General features: G+C 70.2%; 13 protein-coding genes and 1 riboswitch. Of the genes, 9 read left to right on the top strand and 4 right to left on the bottom strand.

All coding sequences use genetic code 11. From position 1 onward, the window contains the following. The first annotated feature begins 303 nt into the window (after nt 1-303). The 6 genes from ABS772_RS11640 to ABS772_RS11615 all read left to right on the top strand — a co-directional run bounded on the left by ABS772_RS11640 (nt 304) and on the right by ABS772_RS11615 (nt 8383). Nucleotides 304-1542: a patatin-like phospholipase family protein gene (locus ABS772_RS11640; protein ID WP_350394644.1), complete on the top strand. Its 1239-nt coding sequence runs from the start codon at nt 304-306 to the stop codon at nt 1540-1542. A gap of 358 nt (nt 1543-1900) precedes the next feature. Continuing rightward, nucleotides 1901-2929, top strand: a complete 1029-nt coding sequence (locus tag ABS772_RS11635) for an ArsR/SmtB family transcription factor (RefSeq protein ID WP_238255036.1) — start codon at nt 1901-1903, stop codon at nt 2927-2929. Nucleotides 2930-2974: 45 nt separating this feature from the next. After that, the gene (gene metF, locus ABS772_RS11630) at nt 2975-3901 is read left to right on the top strand and encodes a methylenetetrahydrofolate reductase [NAD(P)H] (protein ID WP_238255037.1); all 927 of its coding nucleotides are present in this window, start codon (nt 2975-2977) and stop codon (nt 3899-3901) included. Nucleotides 3902-3947: 46 nt separating this feature from the next. Continuing rightward, nucleotides 3948-4181 (top strand): hypothetical protein, encoded by a 234-nt coding sequence (locus ABS772_RS11625; protein WP_350394641.1) that lies wholly within the window; start codon nt 3948-3950, stop codon nt 4179-4181. 76 nt (nt 4182-4257) lie between these two features. Further along, on the top strand, nt 4258-8010 hold the full coding sequence (gene metH / locus ABS772_RS11620; protein ID WP_350394640.1) for a methionine synthase: 3753 nt from the start codon (nt 4258-4260) through the stop codon (nt 8008-8010). Nucleotides 8011-8167: 157 nt separating this feature from the next. Continuing rightward, complete coding sequence (locus ABS772_RS11615; protein WP_350394638.1) at nt 8168-8383, top strand: hypothetical protein; 216 nt, start codon at nt 8168-8170, stop codon at nt 8381-8383. Between the two features lie 4 nt (nt 8384-8387). On the opposite strand, the gene ABS772_RS11610 is transcribed toward ABS772_RS11615, so the two are convergent. After that, a complete protein-coding gene (locus tag ABS772_RS11610) occupies nt 8388-9602 on the bottom strand; it encodes a GNAT family N-acetyltransferase (protein ID WP_350394636.1) in 1215 nt (404 codons plus the stop codon). A gap of 213 nt (nt 9603-9815) precedes the next feature. Here ABS772_RS11610 and ABS772_RS11605 point away from each other — a divergent pair, with 213 nt between their 5' ends. Beyond that, nucleotides 9816-10868, top strand: a complete 1053-nt coding sequence (locus tag ABS772_RS11605) for a polysaccharide deacetylase family protein (protein ID WP_350394635.1) — start codon at nt 9816-9818, stop codon at nt 10866-10868. Between the two features lie 9 nt (nt 10869-10877). Here ABS772_RS11605 and ABS772_RS11600 read toward each other — a convergent pair whose 3' ends face one another. Together ABS772_RS11600 and ABS772_RS11595 are read right to left on the bottom strand one after the other, a co-directional pair. Then, nucleotides 10878-11336, bottom strand: coding sequence for a hypothetical protein (locus tag ABS772_RS11600; RefSeq protein ID WP_350394633.1), 459 nt, complete (start codon nt 11334-11336; stop codon nt 10878-10880). A gap of 100 nt (nt 11337-11436) precedes the next feature. Next, a complete protein-coding gene (locus ABS772_RS11595) occupies nt 11437-11643 on the bottom strand; it encodes a DUF2842 domain-containing protein (protein ID WP_009863569.1) in 207 nt (68 codons plus the stop codon). 183 nt (nt 11644-11826) lie between these two features. On the opposite strand from ABS772_RS11595, the gene ABS772_RS11590 reads away from it, so the two are divergent. Both ABS772_RS11590 and trhA read left to right on the top strand, forming a co-directional pair. Beyond that, nucleotides 11827-12972, top strand: coding sequence for a COX15/CtaA family protein (locus ABS772_RS11590; protein ID WP_350394631.1), 1146 nt, complete (start codon nt 11827-11829; stop codon nt 12970-12972). Nucleotides 12973-13298: 326 nt separating this feature from the next. After that, nucleotides 13299-13979, top strand: a complete 681-nt coding sequence (gene trhA / locus ABS772_RS11585; protein WP_350394629.1) for a PAQR family membrane homeostasis protein TrhA — start codon at nt 13299-13301, stop codon at nt 13977-13979. Between the two features lie 9 nt (nt 13980-13988). Here trhA and ABS772_RS11580 read toward each other — a convergent pair whose 3' ends face one another. Beyond that, nucleotides 13989-14249, bottom strand: a complete 261-nt coding sequence (locus ABS772_RS11580; protein ID WP_350394627.1) for a hypothetical protein — start codon at nt 14247-14249, stop codon at nt 13989-13991. Between the two features lie 269 nt (nt 14250-14518). Next, nucleotides 14519-14624: riboswitch (TPP riboswitch) on the top strand. Nucleotides 14625-14680 lie beyond the last annotated feature (56 nt).

The following is a 14680-nucleotide window of genomic DNA, read 5'->3' as shown; positions in this document are numbered from 1 at the left end:
CCTATCCGAATCCGGCGCGATCCGCGACCTGGGGATCCTGGCCGCGCCGCGCCCGCGCGAACGGATGCGCAGCGCGCCTCGATACAAGGCCGCTTCCATGTCGCATCCCGAGCGGGATGTCGAGCGTGTGCCGTGCGGATGCAAGGATGCAAGGATGCAAGGCCAAGAGGCAGGCAAACGATGCGGAGGCCGCCACGCGCGCTATCTCATATGGCATCGCCGACGCGCGAGGCAAAGAACCGCACAGGCTTTTTATCGCGACGCACCATCTATGGGTGCACCGCAACAACCGTGCGAGGCAGCATGGACAGCTCTCCCCCCGATCCGGCCCTCGACGGCGGCCGGCCCGACGTGCCGCACGAGGACGCCCAAGCCGAGGACGCCCAAGCCGAGGACGCCCAAGCCGACGACGCCCAAGCCGACGACGCCCAAGCCGAGGACGCCCAAGCCGACGACGCCCACAACCCAGCGACCGCCGTGCCCGCCCCGATCGCCGATTCGACGCGGGTCGGAAACGGCTTCCGCGGGCTCGCCGGGCCGCGGGCCGAGAAGGCGGTCTCGCTGGCGCTCCAGGGCGGCGGCTCGCACGGCGCCTTCACCTGGGGCGTGCTCGATGCGCTGATCGAGGACGGGCGCCTCGCCTTCGAGGCGGTGACGGGCGCGAGCGCGGGGGCGATGAACGCCGTCGTCCTCGTGGACGGCTGGCTCGCGGGCGGCCCCGACGGGGCGCGGGCGGCGCTCGAACGATTCTGGCGCGAGGCGAGCCTCGATGCCGACCTGAAGCCGGTCCAGCAGAACTGGATCGACGGCCTCTTCCATGTCTGGAAGGGCAATCCCTTCATGGAAGCGTGGCTGAGGGTGCTCAATCCCGGCCCCTACAAGACCAATCCGCTCAACATCAATCCCCTGCGCGGGGCGCTGGAGCGCACGGTCGATTTCGACCGCCTGCGCGCGGCCGAGACCGCGAACGTGTTCGTCTCCGCCACCAATGTCTGGACCGGCAAGCTCGCCGTGTTCGAGCGCGAGCGGCTGACCGCCGACCATCTCATGGCCTCGGCCTGCCTGCCGACCGTGTTCCAGGCGGTGGAGATCGACGGCGTGCCCTACTGGGACGGCGGCTATCTCGGCAATCCGGCGCTCTACCCGCTGCACGGGGCGAGCACCCGCGACATCCTGCTGGTGCAGATCAACCCGGTCGAGCGCCGTGAGACGCCGCGCACGTCGCAGGACATCCAGAACCGCCTCAACGAGATCACCTTCAACGCCAACCTGATGCGGGAACTGCGCGCCATCGACTTCGTCCATGGCCTGATCGAGGAGGGAGGGCAGGCGGTGCCGGGCCTGGAGCGGGTGTTCCTGCACCGGATCGACGGGACCGATCGGCTCGACGACTACGCCGCCTCCACGCGCCTCGACGCCCGCTGGCGGGTCATCGAGCGCCTGCGCGACAAGGGCCGCGCCGCGGCGAAGGCGTGGCTCGACACGGGCTACGCCGAGGTCGGCGTCCGCTGCTCGCTCGACCTGAAGCAGGCCTATCAGTAGCGGCCGGCGGCGCTCCGGGCGCCGGCGGGTTCAGGATGGACCATCGCCTCTCCCGCGCAGGCCTGTCGTTCCGGAGCCGCGCAGTGGAACCCGGAATGACGACTGATAGCATTTCCGTTTGATCGCTTCGGTCTCTCCTTCGTCATTGCGAGGCGAAGCCGTGGCAATCCAGGGCTCCGCATAATCCGGATAGGTCGCGCTCTGGATCGCTTCGCTGACGCTCGCGATGACGGAGTGCGGGCAAACCCGAAGTGATCAACCGGAAACCGTATGAGGGAACCCCGCCCTATCCAACGCGTCGATGCGGACTCACGAAACCCTCTTGCGCCGAGCCAGCTACGCACATAAAGATATCTTTATGTCTAGCGAGAGCAGCCCGAGGAACAGCCTCGACCCGGCCCCGGTGCCCTTCGCCGAGGCGCTCGCCGTGTTGCGGGCGGCGGCGGAGGAGACGCGGCTGCGCATCCTGGCGCTGCTGGCCGAGGGCGAACTCTCGGTCTCCGACCTCACCGACATCCTCGGCCAGTCGCAGCCGCGCATCTCGCGCCACCTCAAGCTTCTGGTCGAATCCGGCCTGATCGAGCGCCACCGCGAGGGGGCCTGGGCGTTTTTTCGCCTGCGCGAGGCGGCCATCGGTTTCGTCGAGCCGCTGATCTCGGCGCTGGAGCACGCGGCCCCGCCGCTCTCGGAGGACCGTGCCCGGCTCGACTCGGTCCGGGCCCAGCGCGCGGAGGCCGCGCAGGCCTTCTTCGCCCGGCTCGCGCCCAAATGGGACGGCCTGCGCTCCCTGCACGTGCCCGAGGCCACCGTCGAGGCGGCGGTGCTCGACGTCCTTGGCGACCGGCCGATCCGCCACGTGGTCGATCTCGGCACCGGCACCGGCAAGATGCTCGGCCTGCTGGCGCCGCTCGCCGGCCGCGCCACCGGGCTCGATTCGAGCCACGCCATGCTCTCCGTCGCCCGGGCGAACCTCGAACGGCTCGGCCTGTCGCGAGTCGATCTGCGCCAGGGCGACCTGCACGCGCCGCCCTTCGGCCGCGGCGGCTTCGACCTCGTGGTGCTGCACCAAGTCCTGCACTATCTCGACGACCCGGCCCGGGCGCTGCGCGAGGCGGCTCGCCTCGTCGCGCCGGGCGGGCGCCTTCTCGTCGTCGATTTTGCACCGCACAACCTCGAACAGCTGCGCGAGAGCCAGGCCCACCGCCGCCTCGGCTTCGCGGCCGACCAGGTCACGGGCTGGCTGGTCCAGGCGGGTCTCGGCGCCGTCGAGAGCCGCGACCTCGCGCCCGAGGACGGCACCGCACTGCCTCTCACCGTCACGCTCTGGCTGGCGCACGATGCCTCCGCCGGAATCGGGACGGTGACTCCCGAACGCGCCGTGGCCTGAGCCGCGGCCCCGCACGACGCAACGATTTCAAAAAGGGGACGACAGATGCCCAGCGATTCCCGGCACCGCGCCAGCCGCGACGGCTTCCGCCCGATCCGCGTCTCGATCGAGTTCTTCCCGCCCAAGACCGAGGAGATGGAAAACATCCTCTGGTCCTCGATCGAGCGCCTCGCGCCGCTCCAGCCGAAATTCGTGTCCGTGACCTACGGCGCGGGCGGCTCCACCCGCGAGCGCACCCACAACACCGTGGCGCGCATGGTGCGCGAGACCAGCCTCAAGCCCGCTGCCCACCTCACCTGCGTCAACGCCACCCGCGAGGAGATCGACGCGGTGGTGCAGTCCTACTGGGATGCGGGCGTGCGCCACATCGTGGCCCTGCGCGGCGACCCGGCCGAGGGCGTCGGCCACACCTACCGGCCGCATCCCGGCGGCTACGCTCAGACCTGCGACCTGGTCGCCGGCATCAAGCGGATCGGCGACTTCAAGGTCTCGGTCTCGGCCTACCCGGAGAAGCACCCGGAGGCCGCCTCGCTCGACGCCGACATCGACGCCCTGAAGGCGAAGGTCGATGCCGGCGCCGACCAGGCGATCACCCAGTTCTTCTTCGATAACGAGATCTATCTGCGCTATCGCGACAAGGTGCGCGCGGCCGGGATCGAGATCCCGATCATCCCCGGCATCCTGCCGGTGCAGAACTTCAAGCAGGCGGCCAACTTCGCCCGCCGCACCGGCGCCTCGGTGCCGTACTGGCTCGCCGCCCGGTTCGAGGGCCTCGACAACGACGTGGAGACCCGTCGCCTCGTCGCCGCCGCGGTGGCCGCCGAGCAGGTGCTCGACCTCGTCGACGAGGGCGTGGAGGACTTCCACTTCTACTCGATGAACCGCTCGGATCTCGTCTACGCCATCTGCCACCTCTTGGGCCTGCGCTCGCAGGCGCCGGCGAAGGTGGCAACGGCGAAGGCGGCGGCTTAAATCAAGGCGGACTTTCGGAGAATCAGCCGTGGCCGACCCGCAAGACATGATCCTGCCGCTCCTGCGGGAAATGCGCGCCGAGATCAAAGATCTCGGTCTGAACAACGAGCGCCAGTTCACGACGGTGAACGAGCGACTTGAGCGGATCGAAGGTCGTCTCGCGAACATGCGGGAGGCCATCAACGGCGAGTCCGTTCTCGGGCGCTACGCCGCAGCCGAGGTCGAAGAACGCCTGGAGATCATCGAGAGACGGCTCGCGTCTCTCGAATCGCGCTCCTGAAACTGCCGTCAGTTCCCCATCGGAGCGGATGTCGTTCGGCTCCGCCGATGCTCATGTCGATTGCCCGAGAGACCCGATGACCACCTTCCCCCCCGTCGACGGCACCGAGATCGAGCGCGCGCTGCGCCAGCGTGCGTCCGAGAAGATCCTCGTCCTCGACGGGGCGATGGGCACGGTGATCCAGCGCCTGAAATTCACGGAAGAGGATTTTCGCGCAGACCGCTTCAAGGATCACGGCCACGATCAGAAGGGCAACAACGACCTGCTGATCCTGACGCAGCCCGACGCGATCCGGCAGATCCACCTCGACTACTTCCTCGCCGGCGCCGACGTCTGCGAGACCAACACCTTCTCCGGCACCACGATCGCCCAGGCCGATTACGGCATGGAATCGATCATCCACGAGCTGAACGCGGAAGGCGCGCGGCTCGCCCGCCAGGCGGCGAAGCTCGCGGAAGCGAAGGACGGCCGCCGCCGGTTCGTCGCCGGCGCCATCGGCCCGACCAATCGCACGCTGTCGATCTCGCCGGACGTGAACAATCCCGGCTACCGCGCCGTGACCTTCGACCAGGTGAAGCAGGCCTATGTCGAGCAGGTGCGCGGCCTCATCGACGGCGGCGCCGAACTCATCCTGATCGAGACGATCTTCGACACGCTGAACGCCAAGGCCGCCATCGCCGCCGCGTGGCAGGTGTTCGACGAGACCGGCATCCGCCTGCCGATCCAGATCTCGGGCACGATCACCGACCTGTCGGGTCGCACCCTCTCGGGCCAGACGCCGGCCGCCTTCTGGAACTCCCTGCGCCACTCCGATCCGCTGACCTTCGGCCTCAACTGCGCGCTCGGCGCCAAGGAGATGCGCGGCCACATCGCCGAATTGTCCCGCATCTGCGACACGCTGGTCTGCGCCTATCCGAATGCGGGTCTCCCCAACGAGTTCGGCCTCTACGACGAGAGCCCGGAGGCGATGGGCAAGCTGGTGGGCGAGTTTGCCGCCTCCGGCCTCGTCAACATGGTCGGCGGCTGCTGCGGCACCACGCCGGACCATATCCGCGCGATCAGTGAGGCCGTCGCCGACAAGAAGCCCCGCGAGATCCCGGAGATCCCGCGGCTGATGCGGCTCTCGGGCCTGGAGCCGTTCGTGCTCACGAAGGAGATTCCCTTCGTCAACGTCGGCGAGCGCACCAACGTCACCGGCTCGGCCAAGTTCAGGAAGCTCATCACCAACGGCGACTACGCCGCCGCGCTGGACGTCGCCCGCGATCAGGTCGCGGCCGGCGCCCAGGTCATCGACGTCAACATGGACGAGGGCCTGCTCGACTCGCAGAAGGCGATGGTCGAGTTCCTCAACCTCGTGGCCGCCGAGCCCGACATCGCCCGCGTGCCGGTGATGGTCGATTCCTCGAAGTTCGAGGTGATCGAGGCCGGGCTGAAATGCCTCCAGGGCAAGCCGATCGTGAACTCGATCTCCATGAAGGAGGGCATCGAGAAGTTCATCCACGACGCGAAGGTGTGCCGCTCCTACGGCGCCGCGGTGGTCGTGATGGCCTTCGACGAGCAGGGGCAGGCCGACAGCTACGAGCGCAAGGTCGAGATCTGCACCCGCGCCTATAAGATCCTGACCGAGCAGGTCGGCTTCCCGCCGGAAGACATCATCTTCGACCCCAACATCTTCGCCGTCGCCACCGGCATCGAGGAGCACAACCCCTACGGCGTCGCCTTCATCGAGGCGACCCGCACGATCCGCGAGACGCTCCCCCACGCCCACATCTCGGGCGGCGTCTCGAACCTGTCCTTCGCCTTCCGCGGCAACGAACCGGTGCGCGAGGCGATGCACGCGGTGTTCCTGTTCCACTGCATCAAGGCGGGCATGGACATGGGCATCGTCAACGCGGGCCAGCTCGCGGTCTACGACGAGATCCCGGCGGAGCTGCGCGAACTCTGCGAGGACGTCGTCCTCAACCGGCGCGAGGATTCGACCGAGCGCCTGCTGGAGGCCGCCGAGCGGTTCAAGACCGGCGCCTCGGCCCAGGCCAAGACCGCCGACCTGTCGTGGCGCGAGGCCCCGGTCGCCAAGCGCATCGAGCACGCGCTGGTCAACGGCATCACCGAGTACATCGTCGCCGACACCGAGGAGGCACGCCAAGAGGCCGAGCGCCCGCTCCACGTCATCGAGGGCCCGCTGATGGCCGGCATGAACGTGGTCGGCGACCTGTTCGGCTCGGGCAAGATGTTCCTGCCGCAGGTGGTGAAGTCCGCCCGCGTGATGAAGCAGGCGGTGGCCTATCTCGAACCCTTCATGGAGGAGGAGAAGCGGGCCAACGGCGGCACCGGCCAGCGCCAGGCCGCGGGCAAGGTGCTGATGGCGACCGTGAAGGGCGACGTCCACGACATCGGCAAGAACATCGTCGGCGTCGTGCTCGCCTGCAACAACTACGAGATCATCGATCTCGGCGTGATGGTGCCGGCCGCCAAGATCCTCGAGACGGCCAAGCGCGAGAACGTCGACATCATCGGTCTCTCGGGGCTGATCACGCCGTCCCTCGACGAGATGGTCCACGTCGCCTCCGAGATGGAGCGCGAGGGCATGGAGATGCCGCTCCTGATCGGCGGCGCCACCACCAGCCGCGTCCACACGGCGGTGAAGATCCACCCGGCCTACGAGAAGGGTCAGGCGGTCTACGTCACCGATGCGAGCCGCGCCGTCGGCGTCGTCTCCAGCCTGATCTCGAAGGAGACCCGCGGATCGACCATCGAGCGGGTGCGGGCCGAGTACGCCAAGGTGGCCGACGCCCATCGCCGCTCGGAGGCCGACAAGCAGCGCCTGCCGATCGCCAAGGCGCGCGCCAACGCCTTCAAGGTCGACTGGTCGGGCTACAAGCCGGCGAAGCCCAGCTTCACCGGCACCCGCGTTTACGGCTCCTACGAGGTGGCCGATCTCGTCCCCTACATCGACTGGACGCCGTTCCTGCAGACCTACGAGTTCAAGGGCCGCTTCCCCGCGATCCTCGATGATCCGGAGCAGGGGCCGGCGGCCAAGGCGCTGTTCGAGGACGCGCAGGCGATGCTGAAGCAGATCGTCGAGGAGCGCTGGTTCAACCCGAAGGCGGTGATCGGCTTCTGGCCGGCCAACAGCGTCGGCGACGACATCCGGCTCTTCACCGGCGAAAGCCGGCAGGAGACGCTGGCGACCTTCCACGGCCTGCGCCAGCAGCTGTCGAAGCGGGACGGGCGCGCCAACACCTGCATCTCCGACTTCGTGGCGCCGGCCGAGACCGGCATCGCCGACTATGTCGGCGCCTTCGTCGTCACCGCGGGGCTGGAGGAGGTGCGCATCAGTGAGCGCTTCGAGCGGGCCAACGACGATTACCGCTCGATCCTCGTCAAGGCGCTCGCCGACCGCATCGCCGAAGCCTTCGCCGAGCGCATGCACGAGCGGGTCCGCCGGGAGTTTTGGGGATACGCCCCCGACGAGGCCTTCACCGCGGATGAGCTGGTGCACGAGAAGTACGACGGCATCCGGCCCGCGCCGGGCTACCCGGCCCAGCCCGACCACACCGAGAAGGTCACGCTGTTCGACCTCCTCAAGGCGGAGAGCCGCATCGGCGTGAAGCTGACCGAGTCCTACGCCATGTGGCCGGGCTCCTCGGTCTCGGGCCTCTACCTCGCCCATCCGGAGGCGCATTATTTCGGCGTCGCCAAGGTCGAGCGCGACCAGGTCGAGGATTACGCCCTGCGCAAGGGCATGGATGTCGCCGCGGTCGAGCGCTGGCTCGGGCCGATCCTCAACTACGACCCGGCCCGCTACCTCAAGGCGGCGGCCGAATAGGTCACGCTGAACCGGTCACGCTGAATAGGTCACACTCGGCGCGGGATCGCACGGCAGCGCTCCCGCGCCGCGACTTTTTCCTTGCCGAGGGCGGGCGGAGCGCGGCACGCCTGCCGTCCGACCCGCGGGGCCGCCCCGCCTCCGACAGGAAGTCCCCATGCGCCCCACGCTCCTCGTCCTCGCCGCCGCCGTCCTCGCCGGCGGGCTGTCGGCCTGCAACAGCGCCGATTCCGGCGGCCGCAGCCTGTCCTCGAGCTTCGAGCCGAGCAACTTCCGTCAGTCCTCCGACACCAACGGCACCCAGACCCGCCGGGACGTGAACCGCACCTACACGCAGCCCTCGCTGCCCTCCATCATCAACCGCGGAAACTGATCCGTCAGGCTCCGGCGGCGGACCGCCCGAGCCGCCGCCGCAGGCCCTGGGCCGCCGCCCAGAGCCGCGGCGAGCGCTTGATCCGGTGCTTGAGCCGCACCGCGACCCGTGAGGCGAGGGCGAGCGCGTGGCTCGCCGGACTCACCGGAAGGGTCTGCTCCACGAGTTCGATGGTCTCGTCGCAGGTCTTGGCCTTGTAGCCCGCCTCGCCGACGCCGAGGTCGAGGGCGCTCCGGCCCCGCGCGGCCTGATCGCCGACGAGCCGGTGCAGCAGGATCTCGCCGGGGCTGAACCGGCCGAGTTCGGGATCGGTGTCGAACGAGGTCCACATCCCGCAGAAGCGGGCGCCGTCCACCGCGCCGCCGAAGGTCGCCAGGATGCGCCCGCTCTCGCTCGCCACCAGGGCGTGGACCTCGATGGCCGGCGCGCCGCCCGCGCCGCCCGGCGCGGTCGCGGCGGCGATGAAGCGGCGCACCGCCGCGTCCGCGTAGGGGTCGGCGACCCCGAGGCCGGCGAAGCGCGCCGCCTTCTGCGCGTAGAACACCGCCTGGATCTCGGCCGCGGCCTCCGGCGTCCCGGCGACGCGGTGCTCGACCGGCCCCAGGAACTCGACGAGCTTGCGCTCCTTGGCCCGCAGCTTCTTGCGGGTGTCGCCGCTGAACACCCGGCGCAGGGTGGCCTCGGCGTCGGGGCCGAGCAGCATGCCGTAGGCGTCGCTCGGCGCCGGCAGGCCGCCGCCGGCCAGCGGGTTCGGGGTCCCGTCCCAGAAGCGCGGCTGGTTACGGAAGGCGAAGGCGTCGATGCCCGCCGCGCGGCCGGCCTCGACCAGCGCCGAGGTGAGATCCCCGGCCGGCATCGCCGCCGCCTCGCGGGAGGCGAAGAGCGGCATGTGGAAGTTGGCGTGCCGGTCGCCGACCACCCGCGCGACCCGCAACGGGCCCTGGCGCCCGACGGTGAGCGGGAGCAGCACCCGCGCCCGCCCGAGCCCGTCGCGCAGCACGAGGATGCAGGTCGCCTCGCCCGCATCGATCCCGGCGCCGCGATAGGCCGCCACCCAGTCGAAGCGCTGGTAGGGCGTCATCAGGACGGCGGGGTCGGCTTCGAGGTCTCGCCACAGCCCCTCGACCGCGGCGAGATCGGAAAACACCTCGGCGGTGAGGCCGCCCCGCCGCGCCGCCGCGCGCGCGGGTTGCCCCAGATCCTCGGCGAGAGCCACCATGCCCCTATCCCCCGGCCCATCATCCCCGGCGCGCATGCCCGTCACGGACAGGCCGCGCGAAAAAACCCTGCGGCGAACCCTGTCCGGTTCGTCCTCAAGCCCGGGTTGACGCAAGGGTGCGATCTGCGGGGATGGGTAACGAAAGCTTTTCGCGTCCGCCGCTAGGCTCGCGACGATGCCGGGATCGCCCGGCGTTTCGAGCCGTGACGCGCCATGCTCTCGCCCCGCACCCGACACAGCCTGTTCCGCGCCGGCTTTCACGCCATCGCCGCCACAGGGGCCGACCGCTGGCTCGCCCCCGCCGCCCGCGGGCGCGGCGTGATCCTGACCTTCCACCACGTGCGCCCGGAGCCGGCGCCCGGTTTCGCGCCGAACGCCCTCCTCTCGATCACCCCGGCCTTCCTCGACCGGACGCTGACCCTGTTGGCCGCCCGCGGCTTCGAACTCGTCGGTCTCGACGACGTGCCCGAGCGGCTCGCGGCCCCGGAGACCGGGCGCCCCTTCGCGGTGCTGACCTTCGACGACGGCTATCGCGACAACGTCGAGCACGCCCGGCCCGTCCTGGCCCGGCACGGCGCGCCCTGGACGCTGTTCGTCACCAGCGATTTCGCCGACGGGCGCGGGCGGCTGTGGTGGCTCGAACTGGAGCGGGCGGTCGCCCGGCTCGACGCGGTGCGGGTCGGCTCCGGACCGGTTCTGCCGGCCCGGACCGAGGCGGAGAAGACGGCCGCCTTCGAGACCGTCTACCGCACCCTTCGCGCCGGCCCGGAGCCGGTGCTGCTCGACGAGATCGCGCGCCTGTGCTGCGAGGCCGGGTTCGCGCCGGGCGGGCTCGCCCGCGAACTCTGCCTGACCTGGGACGACCTGCGCGCGCTCGCCCGCGATCCGGGCGTCACCATCGGCGCGCACACGCTCTCGCACCCGATGCTCGCCAAGCACGAGGCCGCCGTCGCGGAGCGGGAGATCGCCGGGAGCCGGGCGCGGATCGAGGCGGAGCTCGACCGCCCGGTGCGCCACCTGTCCTATCCGGTGGGCGACCCGACCTCCGCGGGACCGCGCGAGTTCGACCTCGCGAAAAAACGCGGCTTCGCCACCGCGGTGACGACCCGGCCGGGCCATCTGTTCGCGGAGCATGCGGAGCATCGCCACGCCCTGCCGCGGGTCTCGGTGAACGGCCTGCACCAGAGCGACGCCGCGCTGGCGAGCCTCCTGTCGGGCGTGCCGTTCCTGGCCTGGAACCGCGGGCGGCGTCTCAACGTGGCGTGAGGTTCGGCGTCAGCGGCGGCGGCGGCGCGAGCGGGACGAGCCGCCCTCCGACTCGCCCACGGCCGTATCGGCGCTGCCGACGGTGAAGCTGGCGCTGGCCCGTCCGCGGCGGCCGGAGCGCCGGCCCCGGCGCCGCACCGGCTCGACGTCGGGCTCCTCGATCGAGGGGATGCCGGGGATCGTCGCGGTCGAGGCGACCGAGGAGGTGCCGGAGGCGGCGTCACCGCCGCCGACATAGCCGCCGCTGCTCGCCACGTTCCGGGCGGGCGGCCCGAACATGGCGAGGCACTGGTTGTAGGCGAGGTCGTTCTTCAGCCGCTCGCATTCCGCCATCGAGCGCGGCGTCCCCTGGGCAGCCGCTGGCTGGGCCAGGACCGGCGCGGCGAGCATCAGCAGCGAGACGACGAGGCCGTAGGGCCGGAACGGGAGCGCGGGACGGCGCGGGGAGGGGCGCGAGGAGGAGCGCATCGGGCGGCGGGCGACCTTCGGAGACGTACCTTGAGCGTAGGACGTCCCGCCTTCTCGCCGGGGAGTGCGGCGAAAAAAGGGGCCGCCCGTGTCCGAATCCCTAATCGTCCGGCCGATCCATCCAGCGGATCAGCGGCATCAGCGGAAAGATCCAGGCGATGCCGAGGATCGAGTAGATCACCGTCTGCACCGCCGGATGGGTCTCCGAGATGCGGCTGTCGGCGAGCGCCATGGCGAGCGGCGCGTAGACGATCACGAAGGCCAGGATCCCGAAAGTTCCGAGCAGGGTGCGCGTGCGGCGGCGCATGGGGGCCTTCGTTCTCTCACGTCGGGACGGCGCGCCGGTCCGGGCGCCGGGACGGGTCGTACCGGGCCGATCCCCGCGCCGCAATGCAGGCAACCTGCGTCATAGGTCGCGTTGCGCGCGGGGGCCTGTTTCCCGTAAGCCACACCCGAACGTTCCCGGCCGCCGGACCTGACGCGCGAGACCATGAGACTGTCGACCCATCCGACCCTCGACCGCTTCGATGCGGTCCCGGCGGCCTCCTACCGTCCCGGACACGGCGCGGTGCGCGCGTGGCTCTACGGGCTCGCCGTGCTGGTGGTGGCGATGGTCGCCATCGGCGGCGCGACGCGGCTCACCGGTTCGGGTCTCTCGATCACCGAGTGGCGGCCGGTGACCGGCGTGGTCCCGCCGCTCAACGCCGCCGACTGGGCGGTAGAGTTCGACAAGTACCGCGACACGCCGCAATACCGCATCCTCAACCAGGGCATCGGGCTCGACGGCTTCAAGACGCTCTACTGGTGGGAATGGGGCCATCGCCTGCTCGGGCGGATCGTCGGCCTCGTCTTCTTCCTTCCCTTCGCGTGGTTCTGGATCCGCGGCATGCTCGGGCGCCGCCTCCTGCTCGGCCTCCTCGGCCTCGGCCTGCTCGGCGGGCTCCAGGGGGCGATCGGCTGGATCATGGTGGCCTCGGGGCTCCAGCCCGGCATGACGGCGGTGGCGCCGCTCAAGCTCGCGCTCCACCTCACCACCGCGAGCCTGATCCTCGCCGGCCTCGTCTGGCTCGCCGCCGGCACGCGTCCCCGCGCGCTCGCCCCCGCGCCCGAGCCGGTGCGGCTCTTCGCCGGCCTCCTGCCGGTTCTGGTGCTGATCCAGATCTGGCTCGGCGGCCTCGTCGCCGGCTCGAAGGCGGGCCTGCTCTACAATACCTGGCCCGACATGGACGGCGTCCTCGTGCCGCCGGCCCGGGTGCTGTTCGACAAGGTGCCCCTGATCGAGAACTTCGTCGACAACGTCGCCCTGGTGCAGCTCAACCACCGCCTCTTCGCCTATCTCGTGGTGCTGGCGGCCCTCGCCCACGCGATCCAGGCCGTCCGCGCGGCGCCCGGCAGCGCCGCGGGCCGGGCGATGGGCGTGGCCGCGCTCGCTCTCGCGCAGATGGGCCTCGGCATCGTCACCCTGCTCCTGCAGGTGCCGCTCTGGGCGGGCCTCGCGCATCAGGTCTTCGCCATGGCGGTGCTGATCATGGCGACCGTCCACGCCCGCCTCAGCCTGGGCGTGCGCGCCGCCTCCGCGCCCGAGGTGGCGGAGGTGCCGATCGGCCTGGAGACGCTCGCCGGCCGCGGCGCCTGACGGCGCCCGTCCTGGCCCGGATCCGCCCTCTCGAAAGGATCGACCCGATCCGGTGAGGCCCCCCCGCGTCATCCCGTCCGTCTGGCGCGAAACCTGCCTCGCCGGCCGGGCAGGGTCACGAAACCGTCGCTGTCGGTCCCGATGCTGGAAACAGCGCCGCGGGCGACTGCGATGCAGCATAAAATTTGGCTTATCTTGCGGCGCAATGGTTGGAGGCCAGTCGTCGCGGAGACAATTTCGGTGGAAGACCACTTGGTCGTTAGTTCGATGATGGAACGACTCGCGGCACTATAGAATTAAATACCTCGCCAACACGGGAGCAGAGGATGTTTCTGGCCGAGGACGGACGCCCGCTTGCGCTGACCTGGAACTACACGCCGCACGAATTGCGGGCGGACGGTGCGGTTCACATCGCGGGTCTCGTCCTCGGGCTTCTCGGCGCGGTCTGCTTGGTGGTCACCGCGACTTTGACGCATCTCGGCTGGATCGAGCGCGCCTCTCTGCTGGTCTACGCCACCGCGATGCTGGCGATGCTCGGCGCGTCGGCCGCCTACAACATGTGGCCGGTGAGTCCGCGCAAGTGGATCCTGCGCCGGTTCGACCACGCCTTCATCTACCTGATGATCGCCGGCACCTACACGCCCGTGGTGGCGCTGGTGGGCTCCGGCCCCGTCGCCTGGATCCTGCTCGCCCTGATCTGGACGGTGGCGCTCGCCGGCATCGCCATCAAGATCCTGATGCCCGGCCGCTGGGACCGGGTCTCGATCGTGCTCTACCTGATGCTGGGCTGGAGCGGCGTGCTCGCCTACGAATCGGTGATCTCGGGGCTCACTCCGTCGGCCCTCGGCTTCCTCGCCGTCGGCGGCCTGCTCTACTCGGTGGGCGTGGTGTTCCACGTCTGGCGGAGCCTGCCGTTCCAGAACGCGATCTGGCACAGCTTCGTCCTCGCCGCGACCGCGTGCCATTACGGGACGATCATGGCGAGCGTGCTCCACGCCGGGGCGTGAGCCCTGCCGTCAGGCCGGCTCGGAGATGCTGCTGCCCTCGCCCAGCGTATCCGAGGCGCGCTCGACCGCGCTGATCGCGTCGAGCAGGTGCTGCACGCTGCGCTCCACCTCGATCCGCGGCCGGTCCATCACGGCGGCCCGCGCCACCAGCCCTTCGAGCTGATCCAGCACGACCAGGAGGTCGCCCGCGACGGCCGCCACGTCGCAACCGGCGCGGGCCGGTTTCGCGGGGGCAGGGCGGCGGAAAGGGATGATCGTGCTCATCGCCATCGTGTGTCGCGAAAAGGCGGGCGCATGGCCACCCGCCGACCGGGCGTCATCCACACCCAAGCCGCGCCTCGCGGTCGCCAAAAGGGAGTTCCTGCCGCAATTGGTGAGTTTTTCGTCGAAACCGTGGCTCGCATCCGTGCCACCCGATCAAGCTTTCGCGCCGTGCTCCCGCCGTCACGGCCGAGTCCTTCCGAACCGGAAAAATGTCTCCTCCGAATCGGACGGTCCCGGCAAAGGATTGACAAGGATCGCGTCGAGGCAGAGGTTGGAATCGTTCCGAGGGGGGCCCCGAAAAGGGGCTGAGAGTGGGCTGGCGCCCTGACCCTTGAACCTGATCCGGCTCGTACCGGCGGAGGGACGGGAACCACTGGCCGCTGCTCGAAGCAGCGTCGGCCATCCGCACCATCGTCGGGACCACGGGTCGCCTCCCC

The organism is Methylorubrum podarium (assembly GCF_040270385.1).
In the GTDB taxonomy this organism is placed as follows: domain Bacteria; phylum Pseudomonadota; class Alphaproteobacteria; order Rhizobiales; family Beijerinckiaceae; genus Methylobacterium; species Methylobacterium podarium.
The sequence above is the reverse complement of the archived record's forward strand: the minus strand, read 5'-3'. Positions and strand labels throughout refer to the sequence as shown.

Excerpts from the sequence above, each read along its gene's own strand:
- ABS772_RS11610 (WP_350394636.1), bottom strand. The coding sequence starts at position 9,602 with ATGGTGGCTCTCGCCGAGGATCTGGGGCAACCCGCGCGCGCGGCGGCG.
- ABS772_RS11590 (WP_350394631.1), top strand. The coding sequence starts at position 11,827 with ATGAGACTGTCGACCCATCCGACCCTCGACCGCTTCGATGCGGTCCCG.
- ABS772_RS11640 (WP_350394644.1), top strand. The coding sequence starts at position 304 with ATGGACAGCTCTCCCCCCGATCCGGCCCTCGACGGCGGCCGGCCCGAC.
- trhA (WP_350394629.1), top strand. The coding sequence starts at position 13,299 with ATGTTTCTGGCCGAGGACGGACGCCCGCTTGCGCTGACCTGGAACTAC.
- metH (WP_350394640.1), top strand. The coding sequence starts at position 4,258 with ATGACCACCTTCCCCCCCGTCGACGGCACCGAGATCGAGCGCGCGCTG.
- metF (WP_238255037.1), top strand. The coding sequence starts at position 2,975 with ATGCCCAGCGATTCCCGGCACCGCGCCAGCCGCGACGGCTTCCGCCCG.
- ABS772_RS11635 (WP_238255036.1), top strand. The coding sequence starts at position 1,901 with ATGTCTAGCGAGAGCAGCCCGAGGAACAGCCTCGACCCGGCCCCGGTG.
- ABS772_RS11625 (WP_350394641.1), top strand. The coding sequence starts at position 3,948 with ATGATCCTGCCGCTCCTGCGGGAAATGCGCGCCGAGATCAAAGATCTC.
- ABS772_RS11595 (WP_009863569.1), bottom strand. The coding sequence starts at position 11,643 with ATGCGCCGCCGCACGCGCACCCTGCTCGGAACTTTCGGGATCCTGGCC.
- ABS772_RS11615 (WP_350394638.1), top strand. The coding sequence starts at position 8,168 with ATGCGCCCCACGCTCCTCGTCCTCGCCGCCGCCGTCCTCGCCGGCGGG.
- ABS772_RS11605 (WP_350394635.1), top strand. The coding sequence starts at position 9,816 with ATGCTCTCGCCCCGCACCCGACACAGCCTGTTCCGCGCCGGCTTTCAC.
- ABS772_RS11600 (WP_350394633.1), bottom strand. The coding sequence starts at position 11,336 with ATGCGCTCCTCCTCGCGCCCCTCCCCGCGCCGTCCCGCGCTCCCGTTC.
- ABS772_RS11580 (WP_350394627.1), bottom strand. The coding sequence starts at position 14,249 with ATGGCGATGAGCACGATCATCCCTTTCCGCCGCCCTGCCCCCGCGAAA.